Source organism: Alloacidobacterium dinghuense, from assembly GCF_014274465.1.
Classification (GTDB): domain Bacteria; phylum Acidobacteriota; class Terriglobia; order Terriglobales; family Acidobacteriaceae; genus Alloacidobacterium; species Alloacidobacterium dinghuense.
Window position 1 is genome coordinate 802,761 of the sequence record NZ_CP060394.1, and the last position, 19,980, is coordinate 822,740.

Annotated in this window: 19 protein-coding genes; 4 read left to right on the top strand and 15 right to left on the bottom strand. The window is 56.5% G+C overall.

Features of this window, described 5'->3' with window-relative positions; genetic code table 11:
- Positions 1-85 precede the first annotated feature (85 nt).
- The gene (locus H7849_RS03315) at positions 86-790 is read right to left on the bottom strand and encodes a cytochrome c biogenesis protein (RefSeq protein ID WP_186744116.1); all 705 of its coding nucleotides are present in this window, start codon (positions 788-790) and stop codon (positions 86-88) included.
- A gap of 125 nt (positions 791-915) precedes the next feature.
- Between H7849_RS03315 and H7849_RS03320 the strand changes: the two genes are divergently transcribed.
- Positions 916-1,119: a hypothetical protein gene (locus tag H7849_RS03320; protein ID WP_186744118.1), complete on the top strand. Its 204-nt coding sequence runs from the start codon at positions 916-918 to the stop codon at positions 1,117-1,119.
- Positions 1,120-1,240: 121 nt separating this feature from the next.
- Here H7849_RS03320 and H7849_RS03325 read toward each other — a convergent pair whose 3' ends face one another.
- The 5 genes from H7849_RS03325 to H7849_RS03345 all read right to left on the bottom strand — a co-directional run bounded on the left by H7849_RS03325 (position 1,241) and on the right by H7849_RS03345 (position 8,492).
- Positions 1,241-2,296: a Gfo/Idh/MocA family oxidoreductase gene (locus tag H7849_RS03325; protein WP_186744120.1), complete on the bottom strand. Its 1,056-nt coding sequence runs from the start codon at positions 2,294-2,296 to the stop codon at positions 1,241-1,243.
- Positions 2,297-2,347: 51 nt separating this feature from the next.
- The gene (glgX, locus tag H7849_RS03330) at positions 2,348-4,513 is read right to left on the bottom strand and encodes a glycogen debranching protein GlgX (RefSeq protein ID WP_186744122.1); all 2,166 of its coding nucleotides are present in this window, start codon (positions 4,511-4,513) and stop codon (positions 2,348-2,350) included.
- Between the two features lie 90 nt (positions 4,514-4,603).
- On the bottom strand, positions 4,604-5,404 hold the full coding sequence (locus H7849_RS03335) for a PleD family two-component system response regulator (RefSeq protein WP_186744124.1): 801 nt from the start codon (positions 5,402-5,404) through the stop codon (positions 4,604-4,606).
- A 5-nt stretch (positions 5,405-5,409) separates the two neighbouring features.
- On the bottom strand, positions 5,410-7,140 hold the full coding sequence (locus tag H7849_RS03340; RefSeq protein WP_186747156.1) for an ABC transporter permease: 1,731 nt from the start codon (positions 7,138-7,140) through the stop codon (positions 5,410-5,412).
- Between the two features lie 2 nt (positions 7,141-7,142).
- A complete protein-coding gene (locus H7849_RS03345) occupies positions 7,143-8,492 on the bottom strand; it encodes an ABC transporter ATP-binding protein (RefSeq protein WP_186744126.1) in 1,350 nt (449 codons plus the stop codon).
- Between the two features lie 272 nt (positions 8,493-8,764).
- Here H7849_RS03345 and H7849_RS03350 point away from each other — a divergent pair, with 272 nt between their 5' ends.
- Positions 8,765-9,139 (top strand): response regulator, encoded by a 375-nt coding sequence (locus H7849_RS03350; RefSeq protein WP_186744128.1) that lies wholly within the window; start codon positions 8,765-8,767, stop codon positions 9,137-9,139.
- A gap of 57 nt (positions 9,140-9,196) precedes the next feature.
- Here the strand turns inward: H7849_RS03350 and recR are convergent, their stop codons facing one another.
- Positions 9,197-9,796 carry a recombination mediator RecR gene (gene recR / locus H7849_RS03355; RefSeq protein ID WP_285288929.1) on the bottom strand — a complete coding sequence of 200 codons (600 nt, stop codon included), beginning with the start codon at positions 9,794-9,796 and terminating at the stop codon, positions 9,197-9,199.
- 170 nt (positions 9,797-9,966) lie between these two features.
- On the opposite strand from recR, the gene H7849_RS03360 reads away from it, so the two are divergent.
- Complete coding sequence (locus tag H7849_RS03360) at positions 9,967-10,593, top strand: hypothetical protein (RefSeq protein ID WP_186744129.1); 627 nt, start codon at positions 9,967-9,969, stop codon at positions 10,591-10,593.
- Between the two features lie 70 nt (positions 10,594-10,663).
- Here the strand turns inward: H7849_RS03360 and H7849_RS03365 are convergent, their stop codons facing one another.
- The 4 genes from H7849_RS03365 to dnaX form a co-directional block, all read right to left on the bottom strand.
- Positions 10,664-11,473: a MerR family transcriptional regulator gene (locus H7849_RS03365; protein ID WP_186744131.1), complete on the bottom strand. Its 810-nt coding sequence runs from the start codon at positions 11,471-11,473 to the stop codon at positions 10,664-10,666.
- Positions 11,474-11,550: 77 nt separating this feature from the next.
- On the bottom strand, positions 11,551-12,531 hold the full coding sequence (locus H7849_RS03370) for an MBL fold metallo-hydrolase (protein ID WP_186744133.1): 981 nt from the start codon (positions 12,529-12,531) through the stop codon (positions 11,551-11,553).
- 138 nt (positions 12,532-12,669) lie between these two features.
- A complete protein-coding gene (locus H7849_RS03375) occupies positions 12,670-12,999 on the bottom strand; it encodes a YbaB/EbfC family nucleoid-associated protein (RefSeq protein WP_186744135.1) in 330 nt (109 codons plus the stop codon).
- Between the two features lie 158 nt (positions 13,000-13,157).
- Positions 13,158-15,122 carry a DNA polymerase III subunit gamma/tau gene (dnaX, locus tag H7849_RS03380; protein WP_186744137.1) on the bottom strand — a complete coding sequence of 655 codons (1,965 nt, stop codon included), beginning with the start codon at positions 15,120-15,122 and terminating at the stop codon, positions 13,158-13,160.
- A gap of 195 nt (positions 15,123-15,317) precedes the next feature.
- Here dnaX and H7849_RS03385 point away from each other — a divergent pair, with 195 nt between their 5' ends.
- Positions 15,318-15,551, top strand: a complete 234-nt coding sequence (locus tag H7849_RS03385) for a hypothetical protein (protein WP_186744138.1) — start codon at positions 15,318-15,320, stop codon at positions 15,549-15,551.
- Positions 15,552-15,646: 95 nt separating this feature from the next.
- Here H7849_RS03385 and H7849_RS03390 read toward each other — a convergent pair whose 3' ends face one another.
- The 4 genes from H7849_RS03390 to H7849_RS03405 form a co-directional block, all read right to left on the bottom strand.
- Positions 15,647-16,939, bottom strand: coding sequence for a carboxypeptidase-like regulatory domain-containing protein (locus tag H7849_RS03390; protein ID WP_186744139.1), 1,293 nt, complete (start codon positions 16,937-16,939; stop codon positions 15,647-15,649).
- Positions 16,940-17,044: 105 nt separating this feature from the next.
- Entirely contained in the window at positions 17,045-17,335 is a 291-nt protein-coding gene (locus tag H7849_RS03395; RefSeq protein WP_186744140.1) for a hypothetical protein, read from the bottom strand.
- Positions 17,332-17,796 carry a cytochrome c-type biogenesis protein CcmH gene (locus H7849_RS03400; RefSeq protein WP_186744141.1) on the bottom strand — a complete coding sequence of 155 codons (465 nt, stop codon included), beginning with the start codon at positions 17,794-17,796 and terminating at the stop codon, positions 17,332-17,334. Before H7849_RS03400 ends, H7849_RS03395 begins: the two co-directional genes overlap by 4 nt.
- Complete coding sequence (locus H7849_RS03405) at positions 17,796-19,850, bottom strand: heme lyase CcmF/NrfE family subunit (protein ID WP_186744142.1); 2,055 nt, start codon at positions 19,848-19,850, stop codon at positions 17,796-17,798. Before H7849_RS03405 ends, H7849_RS03400 begins: the two co-directional genes overlap by 1 nt.
- Positions 19,851-19,980 lie beyond the last annotated feature (130 nt).

A 19,980-nucleotide genomic window follows, 5' to 3' on the forward strand; every position in this document is an offset into this window, starting at 1 on the left:
ACGTAGGCGAAATATCCAAGCTGGATGACCCAGGTGACAGCATAGGCCAGCACAAGATGGCGATGAAACATTGGATTCATAGTGGTTACCCTGCCGCTTCCAGTGCGCGCAGCGCTGCCTGTTGCTCTTTCAGTTGATCACGCACAGCGACACCGTAACGGAAGGCGACGAGCATGACGCCCCACGCCAGCCACGCCGCCAGATTCCAAAACACTGCAGGCAACATGCTGGGATCAAGCCCGGCATTCGGCCCACCGAAGAAAACGGGAGCGGGATGCTGCGTGCGCCACCAGCGCGTCGACATATAGACGATGGGCACATCGGCATAGCCAAAGATCGCCATCACTGCGGCCAACGTCTGCATCTGCGGGCCTGCGGCAAAGCGTCGCAGCAGCAGATAGGCGACGTAAATGAGGTAAAGGACCAGCGTCGAAGTCAACCGCTCATCCCATGTCCACCAGATGCCCCACACCGGCCGCGCCCACAGTGATCCTGTGATCAGCCCGACGGTGCAGAAAACCACGCCCATCTCTGCCGTCGAAATTGCCAGCGCATCCGCTTTCATGGCTCGAACGGAATTTCTGTTGCGATAGACGAGGTACGCGATCGAAGCCAGAAGATTGATGGCAAAAAAGACGCTCATTCCGCACCAGGCGGAGACGTGGTAATAGAAAATCCGCTGAATTTCGCCCTGGTTACTGTCCGGAGGGACGACAAACATGGCCACACGAAAACCCTGGGCGAGTAGGCCGAGCGTGAGAGCAACCCATAGCCAGCGAAACAGCTTCATTTCCGATCCTTGATGAGGATGATTCCCAACCAGTGTAACGCGTCAGTCGTCATAAGTCGTTCCGTCTGAAGGAGTCCATCTCTCCACTTTCCAATCGTTACGCAAAGGGAGTACAGTGTTTGGCCATGGCAGTGGTTACTCTCATTATCGGCATTGTTCTTCTTGGTATGGGGCTTCTTGGCCACACCTTTTTTACCCGTACGAAACGCGCATTGCACCCAGATGAGCACAGGGCCCGCAGATGGGTCATGACCATCGGGTCGCTGGTAGCAGGTTTATGGCTGGTGGCATTTTCCGCCGCGCAGCTCCTGCACTATTATCGCCAGTAAGCCTGAGCAAGGCGCAAACGGCATCTTCGCTATACGATTCGTGACGGCGAGCAGGAGCGTCAACCAGCCGTGGGCTTTCTCCAAGAAGACGGCAATGTCTGTGTCTAAGGTCCCGGATGAGTCAAGGCTTATTACTGAGGTCGACAGGCAATACGCGTCCCTCGCTGCTGCTTTCGCGCGCCAGTTCGATAAGCCTCGTTGTCCGCCAGGCTTGCTCCGGCGCAACCACCAGCTTTGCCTTGCCCAGCAGCGCATCGCGAACGTTCGCGTAGATACCGCGATAATCGCCTACCTCGGTTTCGACCCTCTCAGGTGCGGCTCCTTCCATGTATAACTTGCCCCACGCCTCTTCCGGCTCCTGACCGAAACCAGGCGCATCAAACAGGATGCCACCCTTCAGTTGATCTTCCTGGGGATCCAGCCCGAACTTCACAAAGCTGCCCTGTGTGCCGTGCAGGGTAAAACGGGCTCCCGGCGCTTTCGTGAGAGTCGAAGCGCGGAGATAAGCAGTAAGCCGCTTATAGAACAAAGTAATGTCAAACACATCGTCGACTACGCCATTGTCGCGATCGATCCGCACGGAAGCGAAAATCTTTTCCGGATTACCGAACAGGGTGAGTGCCTGATCAATTAAGTGTGAACCCAGGTCAAAAAGCGTTCCCCCGCCAGGACCGCCATTCTCGCGCCAGCCCCTGAGTCGCGGTTCAGGCCGGAAACGGTCAAAATGTGATTCGAACGTGACCAGCCGCCCGAGTAATCCGCTGACCAGCATCTTCTCTACGGTTTTGAAATCGCCATCCCAGCGCCGATTCTGATAGGCGGTGAGAAGCCGCTTACGTTCGCGCGCCAGCCGAATCAACTGCGCGGCATCATCGGACGTAAGCGCGAACGGCTTGTCGATCACGACATCCCGATCGGCGCGCAGGCATTGTTCCGCAACCTCAAAGTGGGAAGAACTGGGCGTTCCCACTGCGATGAGCCGAATGCTCTCATCGGCCAGCAATTCCTCGATGGAACGGCAAATTTTGACCTGAGGATAGGCCTTCGCTGCTTCGTCTCCTGTGCGTTGCACAATCGCTGCAAGCTCGAGCCCAGGGGTTGCGTGGATAACGGCCGCATGAAAGATGCGGCCAGCAAGACCAAAGCCGATAACGCCGGCACGAATCGTATCTGTCACGGTTGCGAATCCTTGTCAGAGAGGGACGCACCCATTCTCTATCGAAGCGCGCTACTCCGCAAGCTCATCCGGAGATTCTACCAAGGCTGGCTTCTGACGCTCCCGCTCCATCAGCAAAATCAGCGAGCGCCCTTCCAGTCGAACACGTCGTCGCGCTGTTGATTTCTTAAACGGGGTCGCGCAGTTGTTCGTATTCAGAATCGTCTGCCATATCCCATCCTGGGGAGGAGGCGGCAGCTGAAAATTCACCGCCTGGTGATAAGCATTCATAAGCAGCAGGAATGAGTTGTCTGTAATAGAGTTTCCCAGTTGATCCGTTGCCTCAAGTGTCGAGCCGTTCAGCATCATGCCAAGCGTGCGAATCCACCCGGCATTCCATGCCTCCACGCCCAACTCTTTTCCGTTGGTGCCAAACCATGCAATGTCACGTGCAGCTGAGTGGTGAATCACGCGATCCTGAAAAAACTTTCGCCGTCGCAAATTCGGATGTTCCTTGCGCAGCGCAATCAGCCGGCAGGTAAAGTCAATCAATAATTCTTTTTCTTCCGTTGGCGTCCAGTCATACCAGCTGATCGCGTTGTCCTGGCAATAGGCATTGTTGTTTCCACTTTGCGTGCGCCCTATTTCGTCGCCGCCCGAGATCATGGGAACGCCTTGCGAAAGCAGCAGCGTCGCCAGAAAATTCCGCATCTGCCGGTCACGGGCATGGTTGATTTCCGGATGATCAGTCGGCCCCTCGACTCCCATGTTCCAGGAGCTGTTATCGTTCGCGCCGTCCTGATTGTTTTCTCCGTTGGCCTCATTGTGTTTGTCGTTGTAGCTCACCAGATCGCGCAGCGTGAAGCCATCATGCGCCGTGACGAAATTAATGCTCGCGTAGGGGCGTCGCCCGTCATGCTGATAGAGGTCGCTTGATCCCGTCAATCGATAGCCAACGTCCGACAACTGTCCGTCATCGCCTTTCCAATAACGGCGCACGGTGTCGCGATATTTCCCGTTCCACTCGGCCCACTGCACGGGAAAATTGCCCACCTGATAGCCGCCCTCGCCAACGTCCCACGGCTCCGCGATCAGCTTTACATCGGCCAAGGTCGGGTCCTGATGAATGATGTCAAAGAAGCCGCTCAGTCGATCCACATCATGCAGTTCGCGCGCCAGCGCAGAGGCGAGATCAAAGCGAAATCCGTCGACGTGCATCTCCAGCACCCAATAGCGCAGCGAATCCATGATCAGCTTCAGCACTTGCGGATGCCGCACATTCAGGCTGTTTCCAGTGCCCGTGTAGTCCATGTAAAAACGCGGATTATCCGCCACGGTCCGGTAATACGTGAGGTTGTCGATGCCCTTCTGCGAAAGCATCGGCCCCATGTGATTGCCCTCAGCTGTATGGTTGTAAACCACATCGAGAATCACCTCGATGCCTTCCCGGTGCAGCATCTTCACCATGGCCTTGAACTCGGCAACCTGATTACCACCATCGCCAGTTGAGCAGTAGCGTCCGTGCGGAGCGAAATAAGCAAGCGTGTTATAGCCCCAGTAGTTGCTCAAGCCGCTCTCAACGAGGTGACTGTCGTTGATGAAGTGATGGACCGGCATTAGTTCCACAGCCGTGACGCCAAGCCGTTTTAGGTGGCGCAGGCTGGCCGGTGATGCTATCCCCGCATAGGTGCCACGCAGAGGCTCCGGCACGTCCGGATTCTGTATGCTGAAGCCCCTCACATGCGTTTCATAGATGATCGAGTCCGAAAGCGGCGTGCGCAGCGGGCGGTCCTGTTCCCAATCGAAATAAGGATTCACCACAAGGCTCTTCGGAATTCCCGGTGCACTGTCACGGTCGTCGCGATGCAAATCGGCGTCCTCGCCTCCGAAGACGTAGGGAAAGATTGCCTGCGACCAGTCAACACGCCCCGTCACCGCCTGTGCATACGGGTCAACCAACAGCTTCGCCGGATTGAACCGCAGGCCCTTCTGCGGCTCCCACGGCCCATGCACGCGATATCCATACTTTTGCCCCGGTTGAATACCCGGCAAATAGCCGTGCCAGACAAAAGCAGTTGTCTCTTTCAGCGGGATCTTTTCGCAGCCTTTATCCTCTTCATTAAAGAGGCAAAGCTCGACTCCTTGAGCCATCTCGGAATAGAGAGCAAAATTTACGCCCGTTCCATCCCACTTCGCGCCGAGTGGGTAAGGCCTACCCGGAAGAAGCGTCATTGGCATATCGCAAATCTCTTTCGCTGATTGTGATCGTTGATCAGGGTTTCCCCATATCAGAGGCAAATAGGGCTGGAAACGTTGCCAGCAGCAGCGCTATCTCTTTCTCCGTGCGAATTTTAGCCCAGACCACTGCGCATCTACAGCGCACACTTTGTAATCGACAAAACCGCGCGCGAGTCCTACTTCCCGCACATCGTTCTGGTTGAAATCACTGCGCAGCTTCGCCGTTGTCTTCGGATGAATTATCCAGAACGAAGTGCCTTCGGGCAAATGCGCCTGTGCATGATCAGCCGCAGCATCCAGTTCCCGAAGCGAATGCACAACATACAGGACTAGCTGTGTCCCAGCAACGATTCGATGGTTGAGCGATGTTCCTTCTGGCAGTTCGCCGATGATCTCTTCCATGCCATCTTCCGCCCCGCCAATCAGAGCGACTTGCATTTTAGGTGAAATGCCCAGCTTCCGCGTCAGCGCCGAATCGTGCCAGCGCTCCATGTGTGGTGTAGGCTGCACCGGTTCCAGAGGAGACGAAACGATCGCCTTCTTCAATGCTCCCGCAATCTTCTGCCACGATGTAAAGATCGCATCCGGGAGTTCTGCGCGCAGCCGCGCAACCTTTTCATCTACCCCGCCCGCAAACACAATCGGAATATGGCGTGTTGTCCTGCTCCCGCGCAACACAATCGCAACCTCACGCCCATGCGAAGGCAAACGATCCAGATCAATCGCAACTACTGCGGGATTCAGGCTGCGAAAATGTGTGACAAACGCGCTTGAGCCACGCAGCGAAGAGGCTTCCACTTGATAGCCAAGCTTTGCGATTTCTTTTGCATACTGCTGCGCAAGCTCATCGTTCCAGCAAATTAACCGAACCAGCCGGGCAGCACGAGCCATCTTGCCTAATCCAGCCGATATTTTGTCTCGGCCAGTTTGTAGAGAGGCCGCCACACCAACCGGTTAATCGTCACCACCATCAGCGCCATGATGATCGTTGCCAGCAGCAGTAGCGGGAAGTTTCCCGCATCGCTGGCTGCGCTGATCTGCGCGCCCAGCCCTAACGTATGCAAAGTCTTATCCTTCAGATGGAAGTACTCGGCAATAATCGACGCGTTCCACGCGCCGCCGGAAGCCGTTACCAGTCCGGTAATCAGGAAGGGGAAAATTCCCGGCAGTATCACCGTCGTCCAGCGCTGCACGCTCGTGAAATGAAATAGCTGAGCTACTTCACGCATCTCCGACGGAATCGCCATCGCACCCGCAATCACGTTAAACAGGATGTACCACTGCGTTCCCAGCATCATCAACGCGATCGATCCAACACCAAGCCCTGCCCCGAGTTTCATCAGGCCCAGCAGAATGACAGGGAAGAGCGCCGTCGCGGGAAACGAAGCAGCAATCTGCGCCAATGGCTGCGCAATCCGCGCCAGTTTTGGATTGAAGCCAATCGCGACACCTGTCGGAATCGTCCAAGCCGCTGCCAGCAGCAGAGAAATGTTAACGCGAAAAAAGGTAGTGACCGCGCCTTCCAGCAGGGTTCCAAAATCCGATCGCGGAACCAGCCGCAGAAGCAGGATTGCCTTAAAAGCTGCGAAGCAGATCACACCCGCCAGCAGAATGATGAGAATAATCGTGACAGCAGAATTACTTTTCTTCTGATTCTGAGCCTGAGATTTTTCCTGCCGCTGGCGCCGCAACGCAATCGAGCGATACAGTTGCTCGCTTAAAGGTGCGAAGGTCCGCTGATGAATCACGCCGAGCACATTGGATTGCCGTAGCGCAGCCAGTACTGGCGATTTCACTCGATCGGCCGCTTCCACATTCTCGAACTTGAATTTGTCCGACCAGTCGATTACCGGCCGCCAGACCAGCTGATCCGTCATCACGATAATCGCAATCATCGTGATCAAGCCGTAGGTCATGGCGAGAGTGTTTCCTGTAGAGGCAGCTGTCTGCAGATATGAGCCGAGTCCCGGCAACCGAAAATTCCGCGAGCCCACAGGAAACATCTCGCAGACCATCAGGAAAAACCAGCCGCCAGCGACGGAAACCATCGAGTTCCAGACCAGGCCGATTGTGGCGTACGGCAGTTCGAGCTGCCACAGCCTCTGCCATCGCGAGAAACGGTTGATCGTGCACGCCTCCTGCAGTTCGCGCGGAATGCTCTTCAGCGAAGAATAAAAGCTGAAGGCCATGTTCCACACCTGTCCGGTAAAGATCAGCAGGATCGCCCCAAACTCAATTCCAAGCTGCCGGCTCGGAATGAGCGACATCATCGCCAGCATCACGCCCGGCAAGAAACTCAGCACAGGTATCGATTGCAGAATGTCGAGTGTGGCAATCATCAGCGCTTCCACGCGCTTGTTGTACGCTGCGAGATAGCCATAGCCCACTGCAAACAGCAGGCTCAACAAATAGGCGACGCCGATGCGCACACACGAATAAAAGGCATACAGCGGCAGCATCGTCGGCGACTGCGATATATCAACTTCAGGAACGGCGCCGCTCAGCCAGTAACGTGCAATCTGCAGTACGGCGTAGAATCCCGCCAGCAGTCCCATCGCTACCGTCAGATCGAGAAAAACCGGCCAGGAACGCTCGATCACCAGCGAGCGTGAAAGCGTGTAGCGCATCTTCACGGCTCTTCGTTCTCCTGCACAGCCGCTGCCGTTTCTTCCTCCGCCTCGGGCAGAATAAAGCGCCGCTTCGCAGCGTCGAAGTCGAACAACTCCGCATAGCGGCCCCAGTTGATGGCCGTCTCCAACTGCCGTTGCGTCTCCTCCTCGCTGAACTGCTCATCGAGCATATCGAGAAAGAATTCTTCCGGCACAGTGTGATCTGATTTGTTACTGAGAGCGCGCGTGATCTGCCTCAACAGCAGAACGTGCTCCACCGCCGCAGCGCGGAACAATTCCTTCTGCTTCAGAATTTCCGACTCCGCATATTCACGCCCAGCGGGGGTAATGGCTACATCGCCTTCCTCCACCGTGAGGAAGCCGAGCAACTGCGCCGCATCCACAATCGGCAGCAGGTCATCGATCTCGAAGGCAAGCTCATCGGCCAGTCGATACACATCGATATGCCCGCCAAAATCGATGATGAATTCAAGCAAGCCGGCAATGCCGCCTGGACGCGCATGCGGCAACATCTCATAGCGCATCTGCCGTTGATCGCGCACGCGTCGGCCATCGGTATGCAGACGTGGCACGTCGGGAGTGACGTCAGGACGTGTCAGCACGGTGTAGATGTAATCCACCAGCTTGGTGAATGTCGGATTCTTCTTGTCACGCGGATGCGCAATTCCAACCTTGAAATCGGTGCGCACATGCCCCGGATTGCGTCCGAGAACGATAATGCGATCCGCGAGCAACACGGCTTCTTCAATGTTGTGCGTGACGATAAAAATTGCCTGCGTCGGAATCGTCTTCTTCTGCCACAACTCCAGCAGTTCACTGCGCAGGTTCTCCGCCGTCAGCACATCGAGCGCGGAAAACGGCTCATCCATGAAGAGGACTTCTGGTTCGATAACCAGGGCACGAGCGAATCCCACCCGCTGCCGCATGCCGCCGGAAAGCTCCTTGGGATACGCCGCCTGGAAGCCATCCAGACCAACCGTATCCAGAATCTTAAGGCTGCGCTCCTTGCGTGCCTCAGGTTCCACGCCAACGGCCTTCAACGGCGCTTCTACGTTTTCCAAAACAGTAAGCCAGGGAAAGAGCGCGAAGCTCTGGAAGACGATTGAGACATTGATATGCACGGTCTCAATCGGTTTCTCGTGCCAGAACACCTGGCCTCCCGAAGGCTTTGAAAGCCCGGAAAGCATGCGCAGCAGGGTTGATTTTCCCGAGCCCGAGGGCCCCAGCAGCGCCACGATTTCGACAGGAAGAATGGAAAGATCGGTAGGAGCAATGACCTGAATACGGTTGGCGCTCGGCTGAGCGTAAAACTTTTCCACTTGCTGCGCTCGAATAATCGCTTCCGTCATCACCCGGCTCCGTCTACATCTCTAAAACCTCTGAACGGGCAAACCACAGCCTGGCAGTGTTACTTTCGGACCGCCAGAATCCTTCTGGAACGACGCTCCCGCCCCTTGCGTCTAGTCTAATTAGGTAGGATTGCAGGAGGATGAAGCATCCTCCTGCAGACAGCGTATCATCTTAGTAGTCATCAGCATCACCATTTTGGCTGCAACTTTTTCGCTGCTGCTGGCCTACCGCAAGTGTTCATACAATCGGAGTAGAGAGAGTCGAAGAAAAGATGCAAGACAACAATCAGGCGAAGCCAAAAGTTCTGGTGGCCGATGACGAACGCGTCATCGCCGATACCCTTGCCATCATTCTCAATCAAAGCGGATTTGAAGCCACCGCCGTTTATAGTGGCGAAAAAGCAGTAGAAATGGCCGGCTCTCTCAGGCCAGACATGCTCATCAGTGACGTCATCATGACCGATCTCAACGGCATCGATGCGGCCATCAAGATTCGCAGCTTGTTGCCATCTTGCAAGATCCTGTTGTTCTCCGGCCAGGCGGCTACCGCCGACCTCCTCGACCGTGCCCGCAACCAGGGCCACGAGTTCGAGATCCTCGCCAAGCCCGTCCACCCGCAGGATCTTCTCGCCAAGCTGCGCAGCTGAAGTGGGTCGAGGAGTCAACTGACATAAGAGTCTTGTGCGAAGGGAAGTGTGGGATCATCACATTTCCCGGCGTCCCTCCAGTGCTCGCGACATGGTGACCTCATCGGCATACTCAATATCGCTTCCGGCCGGCACCCCGGTAGCAATGCGCGTTACGCGCACCCGTGCTGGCCGCAGCATATCCGCCAGATACCCCGCTGTAGCCTCACCCTCAACCGTAGGCGAAGTCGCCAGAATCACCTCATCCACATCGCCGCGTGAAACCCGCGCCAGCAGATTCCCCGTTCGCAAATGCTCGGGCCCAACGCCATGCAGCGGAGACAGCGTTCCATGCAGTACATGGAAGACGCCGTTATAGCTGCGTGTTTTCTCGATGGTGGCAATGTTCGTAGGCTCCTCCACCACGCAAACCAGCCTCTGATTCCTCGTAGGGCTCGCGCAGTACACGCACGGATCGACGTCCGTAATGTTGTTGCAATTGGAGCAGAGCTGCAGCTTTGCCTTCAGGTTGCGAATCGCATCCGCCAACGCCTCCGCATCCTCGCCGTTCGAGCGCAGGATATGAAACGCCAGCCGCTGTGCGTTCTTCGATCCAATCCCGGGAAGTTTGCGCAACTCCTCGATCAGCCGCGCCATAGGTTCTGCAAAACGTGACAAAGCGATACCTCTTCGCTGTTTTAGCAGGATTCGGCACGCTCCGCCACGTTCGCTGAAAGGAGAGTCCGCGATATACGGTTGTGCGCACTTCGCGAGCTAATTCCGTTGACTTAGTCATGCAACGCCATCGAAAATGCTCTGGGAACAAACAAAACAAAATGAGAAATCACTTGAAAAGTTCAATAGCGTTATCTTTTTGCCTGCTCTTCGGTTTAGCGCAGTCCCATCCATCCTTCGGCCAGCAGGACGCCTCCAGCAAAGCGAAGCAGGCTGTACTTGCGGAGTTGACCAGCAAACTCGACACGAAATCAGCCAAAGCCGGTGATGCGATAACCGCAAAAACCATCGCGGACATAAAAATGAACGACGGCTCGACGCTTCCCAAAGGATCGAAACTGTCCGGAAAGGTGACTCAGGTTGAATCGAAGGCTGCGGGAAACGGAACAGCATCCGTTTCTGTTCTCTTTGATCGGTTGATGACGAAAGATGGCCAGTCGAAACCGATTCAGGGAGTTCTGGTCGCAATCGCGCCACGTCCCTCAGTATCCGATCAAATAGCCTCATCCGGTTCTCTGCCGCAGGCGTCGACACGCGGCGTGGCGTCTACGGCTGTAGCAACTGGAGCGGGCCTGAATGCGAACGAAGAACGCGGCGAAAACTCGTCTATGCCATCGGGAAGCTCAGTAAAAGGGGTTCAGCTTGACACCAAGCTGGCAGCAGACGGTTCGGCTGTCCTGCATTCCCAGAAGGATATCCATCTTGAGAGCGGAATGAAAATCGAAGTTGGCCTTATGTGAAGGCCAACCTCGAAATGATTACTGAAGCCTGAATCTTTGCGGCGTCGGACCTGCGTTGCCACGTCCAAGGTCAGGCGGCCTTTTCCACTGGGATTTGAATCTCGGTCACGTACGACTCGTCATCCTGCCGCACAGGCGCTGTGCAGTAGTGGTACAGCTCGCGGAAAGGCCCTGCCAGCCGGTAATGGTTCTCTTCCACCCATCGCAGCAGATTCTGATAGGCCTGATCCAGGCGGTTATAGGCACCGTGATGCATGTAGCTCGCGACCCTGGTACTGCCGAGCTGATACATCTGCGTCGTTCCATGTGCTGGCAGGGGCTGTTTCAGCAGGAAGCCAGCTTCGCCATCCACGTCTTTTTCTTTGTGTTCCAGGTCATGCCAAATCGCCACAGGCATGCCCAGCTCGCACCCGCCACCAATCTGGCTGATGACTTTGGGGTAAAGCATTCCGATAGATGGATAATTGGGAATCACTTCCCGCAGCGACACGATCCACTGCGGCTCCACTTCTTTGATCACCACATCTGCGCTCATCATCGACTCCTGTTCCATGAATTTGATCAGTGTCTCCAATCGGGCGAGTCGTTCCTGCTCTTCGAATACGCGTGCCTCCTGCTCCGCGCGACGCAGAGCCACCATGCCGCGAAGCTCCTGCGGCGTGATGGTTCCTTCGAGCGTCCTGCCGATCTGCTCCAGCGAAAAACCCAGGTCTTTCAGAGCCAGGATTCTGTGCAGACGCGGCAGTTGCTGAGCGGAGTAATACCGGTAGCCGGTCCAGTTGTCCACGTGAGCTGGCCGCAGCAATCCGGTCTCGTCGTAGTACCGGAGCGTTTTGACCGAAATGTGCGTAAGTGCGGAAAACTCGCCGATCTTGAACACAGGTCAGTTCTAAGGTCTCCAGTTACTGGAGAGTCAATAGGGATTTCTTGCGAATCGCAAAAATCTCGCGATGCAAACTACAGCGTGCTGTACACCAGCTCTACAAACTGATCCGGCTTCAGCGAACCCTTGCCCCAGGCCGCATCAAAGTCCGATGTTGGTTTCGCCGCAATCACCTGATCGAGCGATTGTCCGCTGCTCTTCAGCTTTTCCACTTTGGTAGCGATGGCGGCGAGCATATCCCGATATTTTTGCAGCGCATCTTTATCGCCCAGCGGGCCATGCCCCGGGACAATCTTCGTTTTGTCGTCTGCGACAGCGAGGCAGGCGTCCGCGCCGCGAATCATTCCATTGATCGTGCCGCCCGTACTCGCGTCAATGAACGGGTAAACGCCGTTGAAGAAAACATCGCCACAATGAAGGACGTTCCCGCCGGCAAAGTGAATGTAAATATCCGTATCCGTGTGCGCATCCGGCATATTGACAAGGTCCAACTCGTCATTGTTGATGAAAATCTTTTCTTTATCGATAAATGTTTGCTGCGGCAAGGCGCTGGTGGGCGAGGGCTGAAGTTTCAGATGAAAAAACGCAATCTCCTGCGCGGTTGCAAGTCGATTGCGCGTATTTTCCTGCGCCATGATGAAGGCTCCCATGTCGTCATGCAGGGCTGCGTTGCCATCTGTGTGATCGAAGTGCCAATGCGTATTGATCAGCAGCTTCATGGGATGAGGAGCGAGTTGCCGCAGCGTATCTTTCAGTCGCGAAGCCGCTGTAGCCGCGCTTGAATCGATCAGCACCTTCCCATCCGGCCCCGTCTGTGCCACCATGTTCCCGCCCACGCCTTGCAATAAAAACAGCGTGTCCCGCAACTTCGTCACCTGGATCGGCGTCGTAGCTCCGGCAGTCCGAAACTGCTGCAGTCTGTCGGGCGCAGGAGCGGCTGGCTGCGCTGGCTGCCCGCTCTGCGCCTGAGTGGAGTACGCAAACAGTCGTGGAGCAAATGCCACTCCCGCCCCGAACCACGCTGCCTGCTTCAGAAAACTTCTTCGCGTCTGCATACAGTTTTCTTTCAACGGTATTGTTATCCTGCGCGGAGCGCGAATCATGCCCCCGCATGCGCACCTGCTCGCCAGTATGGAATGCGCGCAATCGATCCGCCTGTTCTTCTATGCACACATGAAGGCGAATCTCAAACTCTAGAACAAACCAGGAGGCAGATTCAACCCGCCCAGCATCGCCGAAGCGCTCGACTTGATGGCTTCATCCGCTCGCCGCCCGGCTTCATTGAAGGCCGCCGCAATCAGGTCTTCCAGCATCTCCACATCCGCCGCGTTGCCGCTGAGGCTGGCAACAGCGTTGGGGTCAATCGTCACCTTCAGTACCTGCTTCTGCCCGTTCATCTTCACTGTTACTGCGCCGCCACCAGAGGAAGCCTCGACGATAGTCTGCCCAAGCTTCTCCTGCATCTGTTCCTGCATCTGCTTAGCCTGAGCCAGCATTTCCTGCATCTTCAATGGATTAAACATTCCCAAACCTCAACTGATCTCATCCTAAGCGAGCCATACCCGGAGAACCGAATGCCTGCCGTGGGAACTTGCGGTGTACGAAAAAAGTGCCCGATAGTTGGCATAGAGCAGGGTGTGGGGACAACATCATCTCAATCAAAGCGCCACTCAGAAACAACCTACTTTTTATCCCGCAAATCCAGAACACTGCGCACTTCACCCGCAAACAGATCCATAGCCTGCTTCACCAGCGGATTATCGAGCGCCGCAGCCTGCACAGATCCGCTAGCCGCCACCCGTGGCTTTGCATTCGTATTGGCAGCGCCATTTTCTCCCGGAACCACAACCAGCTTCTGAGATACGCCGAGGGCCCGCAAGGCATTCTTGACGATCTTTTCCGCCTCGATATTCATGGTCAGTTCGAGCATCATCTTTTTGATGCGAGCCTCGACGCGGATCGTGTCTCCCTCGATGCTCCAATTGCCATCCGCGAGCAACACCGATGCCGTGTTATGCTCCTTGTCATCGAGAGCCGCACAAACCGCCTCACGTATCCGGTCCAGATCGAGCGCATCATCACCCTGTGGTTCAGCCTTTGCCTCCACGACAGGTTCAGCAGCCAACGCCAGGGCGCCTGCAGTCGCCTCTAGGGGAGGCTCAGCCGCGACCGACATCGGAGCCTTTGCAGTAGCCGTCTCCACCGATCGCGAAGCCGCTTCCAGCGGAGTCAGCGCCCGCGGAGCAGCAGCAACCGGCTCAACGGCCATTTCGATCGATGGAGCTTCCGTTGTTTCGCTTGAAGCCTTCCGGTTCCGGTCCGCCTCAAACGGCGAAAAAGCCGGTTTCGCAGCCTCCGCAGCGCGCACCGGCGCAACCGGCCGCGGCGCGGAGGAAGTAGGAGCCGCACTCGCAGCAGAGGAAGATGGAGCGGACTTCGGCAGAGCGCCGCCGCCACTGCTTAGCTTTGTCCCAGTCGGCAACTGGCTCAGGAACTCCTCAACCGGAAGCAACCGCTGCAGGTGCACCAACTTGACCAGCCCAAGCTCCAGGTGGAATCGCTGTTCCTGCCGATAATTCAACTCATCAAAGGTTCGCAGCATCACCTGGAGAAAGCGCGTCAGGTCTTCTTCGGAGAACAGCACTGCCGACCGCGCCGCGCGCGCCCGCTCATCAGCCGAAACCTGCAGCAGATCTGAGCCTTCGCCCGCAATCCGCACCATCAAAACATTCCGCAGATAGCGAACAAACTGCCGCGCCAACGCTGCCGGACTGTTTCCGGCGTTCAGCAGAGTATTGATCTCCTCAATCACCGCCGCTGTCTGGCTCTCGCTGATAGCTTCGAGCAGCCGCTCAAAGACGGTGTTCGGAACCGACCCCATCAGTTCACGAATCTGCTCCGCATCGAGCTTCGCCTTGCCATCCACCAGCGGGGCCGAAGCGATCGCCTGGTCCATGATCGACAATGCATCGCGCATCGACCCATCCCCGGCTTCAGCCAGCAGCGCCAGAGCCGCGTCATCGGCGGAGATGTTCTCCTGCCCGGCAATCGCCCGCAGCTGCCCCAGAATGTCGTCGAACTTCACCGCATGGAAGCTGAAGTGCTGGCACCGCGAACGGATCGTCTGGGGAAAATCTTCCGGCTGCGTCGTCGCCATCATAAAGACGACATGCTCCGGCGGCTCCTCCAGCGTCTTCAGCAGGGCATTGAAGGCCGCATCCGTAATCTGGTGCGCCTCGTCCAGAATGTAAATCTTGTACTTGTCGCGCGCCGGGCGATACCGCGCCGCATCTCGCAGCTCGCGAATCTCATCGATGCCGCGGTTGGTCGCCGCGTCAATTTCGATCACATCGACGGCATTGCCTGCCCGAATCTCGGTGCACGAATCGCAGAAGCCGCAAGGCTCCGGCGTTGGCCGCGACCCTGATTGGGTTGTCGACCCAATAGCTGTCCGGCAGTTCAGCGCCATCGCCAGAATGCGCGCAATCGTCGTCTTTCCAATGCCACGATGCCCACTGAAAATGTATCCATGCGCAATTCGCCCTTGTTCGAGAGCGTTCAAAAGCGTGCGCGTGACATGCTCCTGCCCAACTACGTCCCCAAATCGCTGCGGACGATACTTCCTAGCTAAAACTTGATACGCCATGAATGATCCGAACCCTGATTGTATCGCCTGTCGGCTTCTTGCGCAGGGGCCATCGCTCTGCACAGCTATCGCTCGGCAAATCACTCAGTTGTCCCACCCGGGGCAGCCAATGAGCGCGTTAACTTCTCAGCGATTGCAACGTTCTATTCACAATTCCCAATTATGATGGCCTTCCCCAGAGAGCAAGAGGATTCCATGACGACAGACACGCAAGAACTCGATCAGTTGCAGACTGAATACAAAACAGCGGTAGAAGCCTGGATCGCGGCCATCCGTGAGGAGGAAGCCCTGGCATCCGGAGATCATTCCATCGCTGAAGTCGATAAGTGGGAAGCCGCGCATTTCCGCGAAGAGAAAGCTCGCGACAAAGCCAAGGAAGCCAAGAGCGCCTACGAAGACGCCATTCGCGAAAAGTTCTTTGGCTTCTGATGGCCTGATTTGAGACAACCGGACAGGCAGCGGTTGATTACAGGGAACTGCTGCTAAGCCTTAAGTCTCTAAGCATTTACAAGAAGTGCCTCGGATCAGCTTAGAACTGTCTGTCGTGACAAAGCTCGCCGCAGAACCGTCTCCAGCGCTGTCTTCAGCTCGGCATACTCCGATTCGCTCAGTTTGCCCTCCAGCCGCTCCGTCTCAAGCGCAAACAACTCCTCCTTGAGCGCCGCCAGCAAATCTCCATGACCTGCCGAGGCAGGTGCCGCGACCGGCAGTGACTCAACAGCGACAGGAGCTGCGGCGGAAGCTGGCGCCACTGGCTTTGCCCGGAGCAGGAAAGCCGCTGCCACAGCCAAAACCAGAGCCAGCCCGCTCAGGATCCACCACTTGTACTTGTTCAGCGGATCAGGCGTGTCAATCGGGGCTCCCAGGCCGATTCCGGGACGAGTATCGGTTGCTGCCGCCGACGGCTGACCAGCTTCAGGCCCGGCAGCACCAGCGGCAGCGGCATCGTTTTCGCCGCCCTGCGCCTGCGACTCGCGCGGCATCGAGCCCGATCCCGAGACAGTAAAAGCTATCGCCTGTGAAGGCGAAACATTCCGCGCGAGAAAGGTCTGCGCGTTCACATCATCGTTAATCGGCTGGAAGGCCACCGATCCGCTGCCGGCAAACTTCATTGCCTTCGGCAGCATGATTGCGACGTTCTGCGTCGGCAATGAGACCTTCGGCGTGAAGTTGAAGCTGCCGTTGTAAGGCAGGTGATAGCTCACCTGGAAGCGCGTCTCCCCCGGCCGCACCGGAAAGATAAATGCATAGTAGCCCTTCTCGCCCGCCGGAACTGGGGAAGACGAAACCGGCATTCCACCCGGCCCCATCGCCGCGGAGCCCTCGATGCGGGCATCTGGCGGCAGATAGATCTCATAGGCCGTCTTGCTGAACTGCGTCATCGGTGGATTGGAGTCGTTCTTGACGAAGTAGTTCTCGATGACGTGCAGTCCCTGCTGATCCGTTTCGATGCGCATGACATCGGCCTCAGTGCTCACGCCCTCAACCTTAGGCAGCACGTCATAGATATCTACATTGACTGTCGTCGTACCTGGCCGCACAGGCTGAAAATATGTCGCCTTCTGATGATCGACGCGAATCAGGTGCATGCCATTGTCCGGCACATCAATCGAGTAGTGACCCTTGGCGTCCGTCTTGGTGCGACCGGCTTCCTGCATGCCTTGCGCGAAGGCGATCAAAACCACGTCGTCACCGCCGGCCGGCTTGTTGACGGTCTTATTCGTAACCGTTCCGGTTACAGTAGCGGCGAACGCCGAGGAACAAACCGCAACCAGCAGCGCCAAAGCGCCAAAATGCAAACGAGAAATCAATGTCATTAAGTAACTTTCCAACCGCAATTCAAAAAATCTGCTCATCTTACAAAGAAATTGTCATCCTGAGCGTAGCGAAGGATCTGCTTTTCGTCTAAGTTGCCACGATGTTTAAGACGCCCTTACACCAACAACCACTTGCCGCTCCAGCAAATCAATCTCAGCCATCACCTCAGCCGCCTCATTCTCGAGCGAAGCCCGTTGCGCCGCATAATCCTCTTCCGGATACTTCCCCGCGCGATACTCAAAGTTCAAATCGCGCAGATTGTCATACAGCACATCCTTGCGCTCGCGCAGATAATCGACCCGTGTCTTCTGCACCTGCGCTTCGACCGTGCGCTCCGGATAGAAGACGTAAGCAAAGATCGCAATCAGCAACAGTCCACACGCAATCGTGCTCAAATTTCCGTCTCCTTTCGAATCTGGTCGCGAATCCGATCAAACCCATGCACCTGCGAAGCAGCGGGCATCGGGACCGTGCGCAGCTTCCACTTCCGCACCAGCGCAATCGTGCCAACAATCCCCAGCAGCAGCACCACCGGAGGCACAAACCACGCCGCCAGATTGAACTTCGTCAGCATCGGAGCAGCCAGCACCGTCGGCCCATATTTCGACTGAAACGCCTCAAGGATCTCGGTGTCCCCCTTGCCCTGGCTCAGCGCCGTGCGCAGCTCTGCAAGTTCGCGATCCGAATCCGGACACCCGAGATGATTGCACTCAATCAGAATCTGCCCGCAGCCGCACACGCACATCATCTTGTGTCCAAGATCGTTGTAGCGCACAGCTGTATCGGCTGAACCCATGGTGAAGACCACCAGCAAGACGACAAGCCCGACCTGCGAAAAACGAAACAGCTTCCGCATCAATCGCCGCCCTTGCTCATCGCCATCGCTGGAGCTTCACCCACGGGCACGCGGCTGCGGCTGGCTGCAAACGCCGCCGTCATATTCGGGGTCAGCGCCACGAATGTTCCCAGAATCACAATGATCACGCCAATCCAGATCCATGCCACCAGCGGATTCAGGAACACTTTGATAATTGGCTGGCCACTATCCGGATCCTTACCCGCGTAGACGACATACAAATCCCATGCCAGCGTGGAGTGGTTCGCCACAATCGTCGATGTTGTCTGGCTAGCCTGATAAAAGCGCTTCTCCGGGGCAAGCTGCGTAATCTTCTTATCTCCGCGGTAGACGTCGAGAAGAGCAAACTCAGTATCGTAATTCGCATTCGTGTCCTGCGAGTAAGACTGGCACTCAAGCCGGTACGGCCCCATCCTCATGCTCTGCTTAAAGCTCAGTTCCTGTTCTTGACTCTGATTGAACGCCGAACCCGCAAGCCCGATGAAGATAACGACAACCCCAAAGTGAACGATGTATCCGCCGTAGCGCCGCGTGTTGCGTCGCGTCAGCTGCACTATCGAAGCGAAAAGATTCTGCCCCGTATGCCGGGAAATTACGCCAGCGCCGCGCAAAAACTCCGAGCCGACAGCCGTCACCACCATCGCACCGAGCGACCACGCCATCAGAGAATAGAGCGCGCCCTGACCCTGCCAGGGTCGTACGCCGCAAGCGATCAGCACCACCGCTGTCACCAAAAAAGAGACGACCGGCAGGATAAAGTTCTTGCGAATGCTTTTAAACGACGTGCTGCGCCATGCGAGAATCGGCCCGATGCCTGTCAGCAGGAGCAAGAACAATCCAATCGGAATAGCCACGCGATTGTAGAAAGGCGCGCCAACCGTAACCTTGTTCCCCTGAACATATTCCGAAATAACCGGAAACAGCGTCCCCCAAAGCACTGTGAAGCAAGCCGCCAGCAGCACCAGATTATTGAAGAGAAAACTCGATTCGCGAGAAACCAGCGACTCCAGCTTGTGCTCGCTCTTCAAATGATCGCGCTGCAGGATAAACGTGAAGAGGCAAACCGCCAGCACGATGACAAGAAAAGCCCAGAACCACGTCCCGATCGGCGACTCGGCAAAGGCATGCACCGAACTCACCAGCCCCGACCGCGTCAGCAACGTTCCCAGAATCGAAAGCGCGAAGGTCGAGAAGATGAGCCACATATTCCAGCTCTTCATCATGCCGCGCTTCTCCTGCATCATCACCGAATGCAGAAACGCCGTGCCCGTCAGCCATGGCATCAGCGAAGCATTCTCCACCGGGTCCCAGCCCCAGTAGCCGCCCCATCCCAACACCGAGTACGCCCAGTGCGCGCCGAGAAAGATGCCGCAGGTCAGAAACAGCCACGTCACCATCGTCCAGCGCCGCGTAATGTGGATCCACTTCTCGCCCGGATAGCGCATCATCAGCGCGCCCAGCGCAAAGGCAAACGGCACGCTGAAGCCCACATACCCCAGGTACAGCATCGGCGGATGAATTACCATTTCCGGATACTGCAACAGAGGATTCAGCCCAAACCCATCCTGCGGCACCGTCCCCGCCACGAGCGCAAAGGGAGGCGCAGCGAAATTCACCAGCAGCAGAAAGAAAATCTGTATCCCGGCAAGAATCGTCGAAGCATACGCCGTCAGCTTTACGTCCACTTTGTGCCGGATGCGCAGCACAAACCCGTACGCCGCCAGCAGCCACGCCCAAAGCAGCAGCGAGCCCTCCTGCCCCGACCAAAGCGCAGCAAACTTATACGGCCCCGGCAGCGCCCGGTTCGAATGATGCAGGATGTACGAAACCGAAAAATCGTTGGTAAACGCAGCCCACACCAGCGCAAATGCAGCGCAGGTGACAGCAAAAAAGCTGCCGATACCAGCACGCCGCGCAGTTTCGGCCAGCCGCTCCGGAGATACGTGCCCGCGAGCGCCCGTTGCGAGCTGACGCAGGGCAATGGCTCCGGCGAACAGGTTATAGCCGCTGAGGGCCAGGGCAAGCAGCAGAGCGAAGCTTCCAAATGCTGGCATAGCTATTAACAGAACCGCCCCATTCAAGAATGTCCGGTAACCTTCATTGTCGCACCACCAATTAACGGCGGCAAACCGAGCAGTGTCCGACCGGCTGTATCTGAGACCGAATCTATTTTTCGACAAGCAG